The organism is Pseudomonas sp. PDM17, assembly GCF_014851985.1.
Taxonomy (GTDB): domain Bacteria; phylum Pseudomonadota; class Gammaproteobacteria; order Pseudomonadales; family Pseudomonadaceae; genus Pseudomonas.
Genome location: NZ_JACVAT010000004.1, coordinates 817,179 through 829,253, shown reverse-complemented (window position 1 = coordinate 829,253; position 12,075 = coordinate 817,179). Strand labels below are relative to the sequence as shown.

General features: G+C 66.2%; 9 protein-coding genes. 5 read left to right on the top strand and 4 right to left on the bottom strand.

From position 1 onward, the window contains the following. Positions 1-2 precede the first annotated feature (2 nt). Positions 3-2,051 carry an elongation factor G gene (gene fusA / locus IB256_RS18085; RefSeq protein ID WP_192403519.1) on the bottom strand — a complete coding sequence of 683 codons (2,049 nt, stop codon included), beginning with the start codon at positions 2,049-2,051 and terminating at the stop codon, positions 3-5. Positions 2,052-2,962: 911 nt separating this feature from the next. On the opposite strand from fusA, the gene IB256_RS18080 reads away from it, so the two are divergent. After that, positions 2,963-3,280: a heavy metal-binding domain-containing protein gene (locus tag IB256_RS18080; RefSeq protein ID WP_017521552.1), complete on the top strand. Its 318-nt coding sequence runs from the start codon at positions 2,963-2,965 to the stop codon at positions 3,278-3,280. A gap of 143 nt (positions 3,281-3,423) precedes the next feature. Here the strand turns inward: IB256_RS18080 and IB256_RS18075 are convergent, their stop codons facing one another. From IB256_RS18075 to IB256_RS18065, 3 genes are all read right to left on the bottom strand, one after another. Beyond that, positions 3,424-4,467, bottom strand: a complete 1,044-nt coding sequence (locus IB256_RS18075; protein WP_192294632.1) for a low specificity L-threonine aldolase — start codon at positions 4,465-4,467, stop codon at positions 3,424-3,426. 106 nt (positions 4,468-4,573) lie between these two features. After that, positions 4,574-5,254 carry a hypothetical protein gene (locus IB256_RS18070; RefSeq protein WP_192403517.1) on the bottom strand — a complete coding sequence of 227 codons (681 nt, stop codon included), beginning with the start codon at positions 5,252-5,254 and terminating at the stop codon, positions 4,574-4,576. 65 nt (positions 5,255-5,319) lie between these two features. After that, on the bottom strand, positions 5,320-5,847 hold the full coding sequence (locus tag IB256_RS18065; RefSeq protein WP_192403515.1) for a hypothetical protein: 528 nt from the start codon (positions 5,845-5,847) through the stop codon (positions 5,320-5,322). Between the two features lie 241 nt (positions 5,848-6,088). Between IB256_RS18065 and glyA the strand changes: the two genes are divergently transcribed. The 4 genes from glyA (at position 6,089) to IB256_RS18045 (ending at position 12,067) form a co-directional block, all read left to right on the top strand. After that, positions 6,089-7,342, top strand: a complete 1,254-nt coding sequence (glyA, locus tag IB256_RS18060) for a serine hydroxymethyltransferase (RefSeq protein ID WP_081519121.1) — start codon at positions 6,089-6,091, stop codon at positions 7,340-7,342. Between the two features lie 114 nt (positions 7,343-7,456). Then, positions 7,457-8,707: a sarcosine oxidase subunit beta gene (locus tag IB256_RS18055; protein WP_081519120.1), complete on the top strand. Its 1,251-nt coding sequence runs from the start codon at positions 7,457-7,459 to the stop codon at positions 8,705-8,707. A gap of 13 nt (positions 8,708-8,720) precedes the next feature. Then, on the top strand, positions 8,721-9,047 hold the full coding sequence (locus tag IB256_RS18050) for a sarcosine oxidase subunit delta (RefSeq protein WP_081519119.1): 327 nt from the start codon (positions 8,721-8,723) through the stop codon (positions 9,045-9,047). Then, complete coding sequence (locus IB256_RS18045) at positions 9,047-12,067, top strand: sarcosine oxidase subunit alpha (protein ID WP_192294627.1); 3,021 nt, start codon at positions 9,047-9,049, stop codon at positions 12,065-12,067. The genes IB256_RS18050 and IB256_RS18045 overlap by 1 nt, the downstream gene beginning before the upstream one ends. Positions 12,068-12,075 lie beyond the last annotated feature (8 nt).

Sequence of the window (12,075 nt, the reverse complement as noted above, 5' to 3'; positions counted from 1 at the left end):
GCTCAGTCTTCTTCCGGGACCGCCTTGTAGCCACTCGACAGGCGTTGCTGTACGTCCTGCGGGACGGCGCTGTAATGGCTGGAAGAAAGGCTATAGAGGCCCTGGCCGGCGGTGATGGATTTCAGCCGGTTGGCGTAGCCGTCCAGCTCCGCCAGCGGCACCTGCCCGCGCACCAGCGCGACGCTGGCCGACAGCGACTCGGTGCCCAGCACCTGGCCCCGGCGGCCGGTGAGGTCGGCGGTGATGTCGCCCAGGTGGGTATCCGGCGTGGTCACCTCGATCTGCATCACCGGCTCCAGCACGATGCCGCCGGCATTGCGCAGCGCATCGAGCATGGCCTTGCGCCCGGCGGCCTGGAAGGCGATGTCCTTGGAATCCACCGAGTGGCTCTTGCCGTCGAACACCGTGACCTTCACGTCCTCCACCGGGAAGCCGGCCAGCGGCCCGGCCGCCAGAGCCGAGCGCACGCCCTTCTCCACCGAGGGAATGAAGTTGCCGGGAATCACCCCGCCCTTGATCGCATCGACGAAGGCAAAACCCTCGCCGCGCGGCATTGGCTCAATGCGCAGGTAGACCTCGCCGAACTGCCCCGCCCCGCCAGTCTGCTTCTTGTGCCGGCTGTGGCCTTCGGCGCTGCGGGTCGCCGTTTCACGGTAAGGCACGCTGGGCGCGCGGGTCTGCACTTCCAGCTTGTACTGCCCGGCCATGCGCTCGAGCAGGTAGCGCAGGTGCAACTCGCCCATGCCGCGCAGCACGGTTTCCTGGGTGGAGGCGTTGTAATCCAGGCGCACGCAGGGGTCTTCGGCCTGCAGGCGCTGGAGAATTTCCGCCAGGCGCTGCTCATCGCCGCGCCGGCTCGCCTCGATGGCCAGGCCCTGCATGGGCGTGGGGAAATCCAGGGGCTTGAGGTGAATGTGGTCCTCGTCGTGGGAGTCGTGCAGCACCACGCCGTACTCCAGTTCGTCGACCTTGCTCAGCGCGCCGAAGTCACCGGGGATCAGCCACGGCGCCTCTTCGTGCTTCTTTCCCTGCAGGCGCAACAGATGGCCGACCTTGAACGGCTTGCGCCCGTCGCCGGCGAACAACTGCATCTCCCGACGGATCGTGCCCTGATGCACGCGGAACACTGCGAGGCGACCGACGAAGGGGTCGATCACCACCTTGAACACATGGGCCAGCACATGGGCGGCCGGGTCGGGGCAGGCCTTCACCGGGTGCTCGGCGCCCTTGTCATCGGTGCGCAGGAACAGCGGCGGGTTGCCCTCGGTGGGGTTCGGCGCGAGGCGCGCGAGGATGTTCGCCAGCTCCGGCACGCCAGCGCCGGTGCGGGCGGAAACGAAACACAGCGGAATCAGGTGGCCTTCGCGCAGGGCACGCTCGAAGGGTTCGTGCAGCGCCTCGGGCGCCACCTCGCCCTCCTCCAGATAATGCGCCATCAACGCCTCGTCGACCTCCACCACCTGGTCCACCAGCGCCTGGTGCGCCTGGGCCACCGAGGAGAAATCCGCCTCGCCGTCGGGATTGAAGAAACAATCCACAACCCGTGCTCCGCCCTCGGCAGGCAGGTTGATGGGCAATACCTCCTTGCCGAACGACTCGCGCAAACCCGCCAGCAGGCCCGGCAGGTCGATGCGCTCGGCGTCGATCTTGTTCACCACCAGCATCCGACACAGCCCGCGCTCGCCGGCCCAATCCATCATGCGGCGGGTGCTCAGCTCGATGCCGTTCTGCGCATTGACCACCACCAGCGCGGTTTCCACCGCCGCCAGAGCCGGCAGCGCATGGCCGATGAAGTCGGGATAACCGGGGGTATCGATCAGACGGACCTGCGCGCCCTCGTGCTCGAAGTGCGCCAAGGCGGCGGCGAGGGAGTGATGGTATTCCCGCTCCAGCGGGTCGGAGTCGCACAGCGTGTCGCCGCGCTCCAGCGAGCCCATGCTGGGAATCGCGCCGCTGTGCTGCAGCAACGCTTCGGCAAGCAGGGTCTTGCCGCTGTCGCCGTGGCCGACCAGGGCCACGGTGCGGATCTGTTCCACCGAGTAACTGGACATGCTGAATCTCCCGCCCCCAGGGTGAGTGAAGTATAGGCAGCAGGCCCTGCGCCCCTGGACAAATATTGATCAGCCCGGCGCAAGCCAGGCACAACGGGCCCTCCAGCGATTCATCCACAACCCGCCCACAAGATCCCGGCAGAACGCTGCACAGCCAATGTGGAAAACCCACCGGAAAATTCGCTGAAAGCCAGTAACGGCGCGACTTTCGCCAATTGATCAAAAAACGTACTAAGAAGACCAGGCCGCGCCGCGCGTGGCCTACAGCGATCTGGGTACAGGTTGTCCACACCTTCTGCGAGATTCGCCCCACAGGCACTGTGGAAAGTTTCACGCAGCCCGCATCACTGGGGAAAAGTCGCCATGGATCAGTCGCTTGCATCCTTCGCTGATCAATCTTTGAACAACCCTTTAAAAGCCCCGCTGCCCGTGGCGCCGACGATGTTTTCCACAGGAGGCACACAAGTGGGTCAACACAAACCGGGGATAGCGGTGGAAGGATCGTGCACAGGAATTTCGTCGCAATCGATACACAGGCCCGCAAGTGATTGAAAACACGCGACTGATCAGAAAACAGCCAGCTTCAGGGAAGCCCCGTACCATCGGTTCCGCAGCCACTGCCCAACAGTTTTTCCACAGGTTGGACAAGTTTGCCTCCACAGCGGCTGTGGAGATCTCCACACCTCACCCAGACACCCATGAAAGCCACGAATAACGGGGCTTTGATGAAATTCCGCAGCGATTTTAGGCTGTTCATGAAAGTGCCATGCCGCTGTCATTTTCCACCCCGTTATCCACAGCTTTATCACAAGGTTTCCCCCGGATTTTCGCCAAATGCTGAAACACAGCCGGCGCGGCCTCAAGCAGGGTGCGGAGCTATGCTGGATTTCCCCCAGCAGAGGAGCCAGCCCATGATCCTGACCACCACGCCCACCATCGAGGGCAAGACCATCCAGGAATACCGCGGCATCGTGGTTGGCGAGGCGATCCTCGGCGCCAACGTATTCCGCGACCTGTTCGCCGGCCTGCGCGACATCATCGGCGGCCGCTCCGGGGCATACGAGAAGGAACTGGGCAGGGCGCGGGAGATCGCCTTCGAGGAGCTGCAGGAGCGCGCGCAAGAGCTGGGCGCCAATGCCGTGGTCGGCATCGACCTGGATTACGAGGTCGTGGGGCAGAACGGCAGCATGCTGATGGTCAGCGTGAGCGGTACGGCAGTGCGTATCTGACGGCGCTGCTACAGAAAGCAGCCGTGATCAATTTTCGATCAGAAGCATGAAAGCCACGCCGCAAAAGGCCTGCAGGCATTCATCCACAGGTTGGGGACAGGTTGCGCGAGCAACCGTCCCCAGCGCCTGGGGACAACTCAGGCTCAGGCGCCCATCACCCTACGAATGTCGGCCGCGAGTTCCTCGACGCGGGCGATCTCGGTATCCCACGAGCACATGAAGCGCGCGCCGCCGGCGCCGATGAAGGTGTAGAAGCGCCAGCCCAGCTGACGCAGGGCTTCCAGTGCGGGTTCGGACATCTGCAGGAATACGCCGTTGGCTTCCACCGGGAACATCAGCTGCACGCCCGGCACGTCGGCGACGCGCTCGGCCAGCAGTTGTGCACAGCGGTTGGCGTGGCTGGCGTAGTGCATCCAGGCGTCGTCCTGCAGCACGCCGACCCAGGGCGCGGCGAGGAAGCGCATCTTCGAGGCCAGCTGGCCGGCCTGCTTGCAGCGGTAGTCGAAGCCTTCGGCCAGTTCGCGGTTGAAGAACAGGATGGCCTCGCCCACCGCCATGCCGTTCTTGGTGCCGCCGAAGCAGAGCACTTCGACGCCGGCCTTCCAGGTCAGCTCGGCCGGGGTCGCGCCAAGGAAAGCGCAGGCGTTGGAGAAACGCGCGCCATCCATGTGCAGGTGCAGGCCCAGCTCGCGGCAGGTAGCACTGAGCGCCTGCAACTCGTCCGGGCGGTAGACGGTGCCGACCTCGGTGGCCTGGGTGATGGTGACCACGCGCGCCTTCGGGTAGTGGATGTCCTGGCGCTTGAGGGCGATCTCACGGATCGCCTCCGGGGTCAGCTTGCCCTGGGCGTCGGTGCGCGCCAGCAGCAGCTTGGAGCCGTTGGAGAAGAACTCCGGCGCGCCGCACTCGTCGGTCTCGACGTGGGCGGTCTCGGCGCAGATCACGCTGTGGTAGCTCTGGCACAGGGACGCCAGGGCCAGGGAGTTGGCCGCGGTGCCGTTGAAGGCGAAGAAGACTTCGCAGTCGGTCTCGAACAGTTCGCGGAAATAATCGGAGGCGCGGGCGGTCCACTGGTCGTCGCCGTAGGCGCGTTCGTGACCGCGGTTGGCTTCGGCCATGGCCGCCCAGGCTTCGGGGCAGATGCCGGAGTAGTTATCACTGGCGAACTGTTGGGTGTTGTCGGTCATGGTGCGGCCTCGAAAAACGTTGTGCGTCAGACAGCAGCGTAGCAACGGATAGTCGCTCGCCGCCGGAGGGCGCAAGCCTCCCGCTGACGGGAGGCCGCGGGAGGGATCAGGGCAGCTTGGTCAGCGCCATCTGCTCGGAGATCGGCACGAACAGTTCGCGCAGGGACTGGGCAGTGCCGCCGTTGGGCTTGTCCGGCGAGGTCATGTTGAGCACGTAGCGACCCTTGATCAGGCCGGTCAGGCTGGATTCGCCGGCCTTGTCGTCCGGGCCCGGCACGCTGATGGCCAGCGGGTCGCCCATGCGGGTGCTGTCGATCACCGGCAGGTATTGCTCGCCGCCGAACTGTGCGGCGGTGCCATTCTGCAGCGCGGCCTGGCGGGCCTGGTTGAGCAGCGAGACGTTCTTGGCGGTGGTGTCGCGCAGCTTGGCCTGGGCGGCCAGGTACTGCCTGGCGGCCTCACCCTGCTGGTCGGCGCCCGGCGCCGGCAAGCCGGTGTCGGTCAGGGTCACGACCAGATGCTGGCTGCCATCGGCCTTGCCGTAGACGATGGTGGCGTCGTCGTAGCCGCACTCGCGGGACAGGTAGGGATAGCCGTAGACGGCCTTGGTCGGCGGCAGCGCCTTCTCCAGTACATGGCCGGTGCAGCTGTCGCCCGCCGGGGTGGCCGCGGCGGCGTTGCCGGCGGCTTCGGGCGCTTCGGCCTTGGCAGGTTTGCTGTCGTCACCACAGCCCTGCAGCGTCGCGGTGAGCAGCAGGGCGGAAAGCAGAGTCAGGGAACGGTTCATGGCGTCCTCGCATTTCGTGAGGGGCGCAGTTTAGTCCCTTGGCCCAGCGGTTCCTATCGGCAGCTTCATTGCGGGGGGTTGCAGACCCAGCGTCCCTGCTTCTCGTCATAGCCGGCATCGATCACGGCCATCCCGCCGCCGCGTGCTTCCAGGCAGAAGGTCTTCATGAAGGTAGCCCGCTGGCCGTCCCCGGCACTGTCGCGCCCGCCGAGGGTGACGCTGTAGAGGCCGGGCTCCAGGGCCCGTGCCGGGACTTTCTCGCGGAAACCGGTGATGGCCTGGCCATAGGCGAAGCAGGTATCGCTGCGCAGCAGCACGCCCTGGTTTGGTTCGATACTGGCCGACGACCAGAACGGCTCGTAAGGCTGGCGGGCGACTTCGATGGAATGCACCGCCACCTGCCGTTCATCCACCTGCAGCGTGCGGTTGAAGAACAGGCCGGGCGACTTGAATGCGGCGCCGCCGAAGCACAGCGTCTGGCCCTGCACCCGGACGCGCGCGTCGCCGTCGAACAGGCGTGACATGCCCCACGCAGACAAAGCCGGCGCCAGCAGCGCAAGGCACAGCGAACCACATAAGAAGAAGCGCTTCATCGGGCAGGGCTCCGCGGGCCGCGCCGTCCTGGCGCGGGCATGTCGCATTCTGACCAGCCGCCGCGTGCAATTCCACGCACGCGGTCGCTTTTGCGCCGGTCGCGGCATGTCGCAAACGCACCTACCCGCGACGTGCGCAGGCATCTGGGCTGACAGGGCCAGTCATACCATCGCTTCCAAGGGGGCCAGCTCGCGCCCCGCACCAGCCATGGCGCCCCACCGCGCCGCAGGGAGACCAGCGATGTTCAGCAAGCAAGACCAGATCCAGGGTTATGACGACGAACTGCTCGCGGCGATGGATGCCGAGGAAGCGCGCCAGGAGGACCACCTCGAGCTGATCGCTTCGGAGAACTACACCAGCAAGCGCGTCATGCAGGCTCAGGGCAGCGGGCTGACCAACAAGTACGCCGAAGGTTATCCGGGCAAGCGTTACTACGGTGGTTGCGAGCATGTGGATAAAGTCGAGCAGCTGGCCATCGACCGCGCCAAGCAGCTGTTCGGCGCCGACTACGCCAACGTCCAGCCGCACTCGGGCTCCTCGGCCAACTCCGCCGTGTACCTTGCGCTGATCAATGCCGGCGACACCATCCTGGGCATGAGCCTGGCCCATGGCGGCCACCTGACCCACGGCGCCAAGGTGTCGTCCTCGGGCAAGCTCTACAACGCCGTGCAGTATGGCCTGAACACCGACACCGGGCTGATCGACTACGACGAAGTCGAGCGCCTGGCCGTGGAGCACAAGCCGAAGATGATCGTCGCCGGCTTCTCCGCCTACTCCAAGACCCTCGACTTCCCGCGCTTCCGTGCCATCGCCGACAAGGTCGGGGCGCTACTGTTCGTCGACATGGCCCACGTCGCCGGCCTGGTTGCCGCCGGTCTGTACCCGAACCCGCTGCCCTACGCCGACGTGGTCACCACCACCACCCACAAGACCCTGCGCGGCCCGCGCGGTGGCCTGATCCTGGCGAAATCCAACGAAGAGATCGAGAAGAAGCTCAACTCCGCCGTCTTCCCCGGCGCCCAGGGCGGCCCGCTGATGCACGTGATCGCCGCCAAGGCGGTGTGCTTCAAGGAAGCGCTGGAGCCCGGCTTCAAGGACTACCAGGCCCAGGTGATCAGGAACGCCCAGGCCATGGCTTCGGTGTTCATCGAGCGCGGCTACGACGTGGTCTCCGGTGGCACCGACAACCACCTGATGCTGATCAGCCTGGTGAAGCAGGGCCTGACCGGCAAGGAAGCGGACGCCGCCTTGGGCCGTGTCGGCATCACGGTGAACAAGAACGCCGTGCCGAACGATCCGCAGAGCCCGTTCGTCACCTCCGGCATCCGCATCGGCACCCCGGCGGTGACTACCCGTGGCCTGAAGGAAGAACAGTGCCGCGAGCTGGCCGGCTGGATCAGCGACGTGCTGGACCACCTGGGCGACGCCGACGTGGAGGCCAAGGTGGCCACCCAGGTCGCGGGCCTGTGCGCGGACTTCCCGGTCTACCGTTGAGAAATTTCAGCCGTCTGTAGGAGCGAGCTTGCTCGCGATCCCGACAACTCATTCGCGAGCAAGCTCGCTCCTACAAAGAGCAGCCACGGCGACAAGAACAATCAGGAGCACCCCATGCAACGCTACTCCGGCTTCGGCCTGTTCAAGCATTCCCTGAGCCACCACGAGAACTGGCAGCGCATGTGGCGCACGCCCACGCCCAAGCAGGTCTACGACGTGGTCATCGTCGGCGGCGGCGGGCACGGCCTGGCCACGGCCTATTACCTGGCCAAGGAGCACGGCATCACCAACGTCGCGGTGGTCGAGAAGGGCTGGCTGGGTGGCGGCAACACCGCGCGCAACACCACCATCGTGCGTTCCAACTACCTGTGGGACGAGTCGGCGCTGCTCTACGAACACGCCATGAAGCTGTGGGAAGGCCTGTCCCAGGACCTCAACTACAACGTCATGTTCTCCCAGCGCGGGGTCTACAACCTCTGCCACACCCTGCAGGACATGCGTGACGGCGAACGCCGCGTGAGCGCCAACCGCCTCAACGGCGTCGACGGCGAGCTGCTCAATGCCCAGCAGGTGGCCGAAGAGATTCCCTACCTGAACTGCACCAAAAGCGCCCGCTACCCGGTCATGGGTTCCACCGTGCAGCGTCGCGGCGGCGTGGCCCGCCACGATGCCGTGGCCTGGGGCTTCGCCCGCGCCGCCGATGCCCTCGGTGTGGACCTGATCCAGCAGACCGAAGTGATCGGCTTCCGCAAGCAGGACGGCGCCGTCATCGGCGTCGAGACCAACCGCGGCTTCATCGGCGCCAAGCGCGTCGGCGTGGTCACCGCCGGTAACTCCGGGCACATGGCCAAGCTCGCCGGCTTCCGCCTGCCGATCGAATCGCACCCGCTGCAGGCACTGGTTTCCGAGCCGCTGAAACCCATCATCGACAGCGTGATCATGTCCAACGCCGTGCATGGCTACATCAGCCAGTCGGACAAGGGCGACCTGGTCATCGGTGCCGGCATCGACGGCTACAACGGCTACGGCCAGCGCGGCTCCTACCCGGTCATCGAGCACACCCTGCAGGCCATCGTCGAGATGTTCCCGGTGCTCTCGCGCGTGCGCATGAACCGCCAGTGGGGCGGCATCGTCGACACCACCCCGGACGCCTGCCCGATCATCGGCAAGGCCCCGGTGAAGAACCTGTTCTTCAACTGCGGCTGGGGCACCGGCGGCTTCAAGGCCACCCCCGGCTCGGGCAATGTCTTCGCCGCCACCCTCGCCAAGGGCGAGCCGCATCCGCTGGCCGCGCCCTTCTCCATTGAACGCTTCCATACCGGCGCGCTGATCGACGAACACGGCGCTGCCGCCGTCGCGCACTAAGAGGGCAAAAACCATGCTGAATATCTTCTGCCCTCATTGCGGCGAGCTGCGTTCCGAAGAGGAATTCCACGCCAAGGGCCAGGCGCACATCCCGCGCCCGCTCGACCCGGCTGCCTGCACCGACGCCGAGTGGGGCGAGTACATGTTCTTCCGCGATAACCCGCGCGGCATCCACCACGAGCTGTGGGTGCACGCCGCCGGCTGCCGCCAGTACTTCAACGTCACCCGCCACACCGTGACCTACGAAATCCTGGAAACCTACAAGATCGGCGAAAAACCAAGCATCAGCGCCGAATCCGAGAAGAAATCCGCCGTCCAGCCCGCCGTGGAGAAGGCCTAATGAGCCAGATCAATCGCCTGTCCCGTGGCGGTCGCATCGACCGCAACAAGCCGCTGACCTTCAGCTTCAACGGCCAGAGCTACCAGGGCTTCGCCGGTGACACCCTGGCCGCCGCCCTGCTGGCCAACGGCGTCGACATCCTCGGCCGCAGCTTCAAGTACTCGCGCCCGCGCGGCATCGTCGCCGCCGGCGCCGAAGAGCCCAACGCCATCCTGCAGATCGGCTCGCGCGAATCCACCCAGGTGCCCAACGTGCGCGCCACCCAGCAGGCCCTGTACAGCGGCCTGGTGGCGACCGCCACCAACGGCTGGCCGAACGTGCAGAACGACCTCATGGGGATCTTCGGCAAGGTCGGCGGCAAGCTGATGCCGCCCGGCTTCTACTACAAGACCTTCATGTACCCGCAGTCCATGTGGCTGACCTACGAAAAGTACATCCGCAAGGCCGCCGGCCTGGGTCGTGCGCCCACCGAAGTGGACCCGGACAGCTACGACTGGATGAACCACCACGCCGACGTGCTGATCGTCGGCGCCGGCCCCGCCGGCCTCGCCGCAGCCCTGGCCGCCTCGCGCAGCGGTGCGCGGGTAATCCTCGCCGATGAACAGGAAGAGTTCGGCGGCAGTCTGCTCGACACCCGCGAGCCCCTCGACGGCAAGCCGGCCGAGGAGTGGGTGGCCAAGGCCATCGCCGAGCTGCAAGGCAACCCGGACGTGATCCTGCTGCCGCGCTCCACGGTCAACGGCTACCACGACCACAACTTCCTCACCATTCACGAGCGCCGCACTGACCATATCGGCGAGACCGCTCCGCTGGGCCAGGTACGCATGCGCGTACACCGGGTCCGCGCCAACCGCGTGGTGCTCGCCGCCGGCGCCCACGAGCGCCCGCTGGTGTATGGCAACAACGACGTGCCGGGCAACATGCTCGCCGGCGCTGTCTCCACCTATGTCCGCCGCTATGGCGTGGCACCGGGCAAGAAACTGGTGCTGTCCACCAACAACGACTACGCCTACCGCGTCGCCCTGGACTGGCAGGAAGCCGGTCTGCAGGTGGTCGCCATCGCCGACGCCCGCCCCAATCCGCGCGGCGAATGGGTCGAGGAAGCGCGCAAGCGCGGCATGCGGGTCATCACCGGCAGCGCAGTGATCGAGGCACGCGGCAGCAAACGCGTGACCGGTGCGAAGGTCGCCTCCATCGACACCTTCCGCCACAAGGTCAATGCGCCCGGTGAGTGGCTGGACTGCGACCTCATCGCCAGCTCCGGCGGCTACAGCCCGGTGGTGCACCTGGCTTCGCACCTGGGCGGCAAGCCGGAATGGCGCGAGGACATCCTCGCCTTCGTTCCCGGCCTCGCCTTCCAGAAGCGCCTCTGCGCCGGCGCGGTGAACGGCGTGTTCCGCCTCGCCGACGCCCTGGCTGATGGCTACCAGGCCGGCAGCCAGGCCGCTGTCGACGGCGGCTTCAAGTCCGTCGAAGGCGAGCTGCCGGTGGTTGCCGAGCGCGCCGAGGACGCCACTCTCGCGCTGTTCCAGGTGCCCCACGAGAAAACCACGGCGCGGGCGCCCAAGCAGTTCGTCGACACCCAGAACGACGTCACCGCCGCCGCCATCGAACTGGCCTGCCGCGAGGGCTTCGAGTCCATCGAGCACGTCAAGCGCTACACCGCGCTGGGCTTCGGCACCGACCAGGGCAAGCTGGGCAACATCAACGGCCTGGCCATCGCCGCCCGCGCCCAGGGCAAGAGCATCGCCGACACCGGCACCACCATGTTCCGCCCGAACTACACCCCGGTGACCTTCGGCGCGGTCGCCGGCCGTCACTGCGGCCACCTGTTCGAACCGGTGCGCTTCACCGCGCTGCACGCCTGGCACGTGAAGAACGGCGCCGAGTTCGAGGACGTCGGCCAGTGGAAGCGCCCGTGGTACTTCCCCAAGCGTGGCGAAGACATGCACGCCGCCGTGGCCCGCGAGTGCCGCGCCGTGCGCGAGTCGGTCGGCCTGCTGGACGCCTCGACCCTGGGCAAGATCGACATCCAGGGCCCGGACGCCCGCGAGTTCCTCAACCGCGTCTACACCAACGCCTGGACCAAGCTGGACGTGGGCAAGGCCCGCTACGGCCTGATGTGCAAGGAAGACGGCATGGTCTTCGACGATGGCGTCACCGCGTGCCTGGCGGACAACCACTTCGTCATGACCACCACCACCGGCGGCGCCGCGCGCGTCATGGAGTGGCTGGAGCTGTACCACCAGACCGAATGGCCGGAGCTGAAGGTGTACTTCACCTCGGTCACCGACCACTGGGCCACCCTCACCCTGTCCGGCCCAAACAGCCGCAAGCTGCTGGCCGAAGTCACCGACATCGATCTGGACAAGGACGCCTTCCCCTTCATGACCTGGAAGGAGGGCAAGGTCGCCGGCGTGCCGGCGCGGGTGTTCCGCATCTCCTTCACCGGCGAGCTGTCGTACGAGGTGAACATCCAGGCCAACTACGCCATGGGTGTGCTGGAGGCCATCGTCGCCGCCGGCGCCAAGTACAACCTGACGCCATACGGCACCGAGACCATGCACGTCCTGCGCGCCGAGAAGGGCTTCATCATCGTCGGCCAGGACACCGATGCCTCGGTCACCCCGGACGACCTGAACATGGGTTGGGCGGTGGGTCGCACCAAGCCGTTCTCCTGGATCGGTTGGCGCGGCATGAACCGCGCCGACTGCCAGCGCGAAGACCGCAAGCAGCTGGTTGGCCTCAAGCCCACCAACCCGATGGACCTGCTGCCCGAAGGCGCGCAACTGCTGTTCACCCCGCAGCACACCATCCCCGCGACCATGGTCGGCCACGTCACCTCCAGCTACATGAGCAGCAGCCTGGGCTACAGCTTTGCCCTGGCGGTGGTGAAGGGCGGCATCAAGCGCCTGGGCGAGAAGGTCTATGCCCCGCTGGCGGACGGCCGCGTGATCGAGGCGGAAATCTGCAGCTCGGTGTTCTACGACCCGAAAGGCGAACGGCAGAACGTGGATTGATCGGAGTG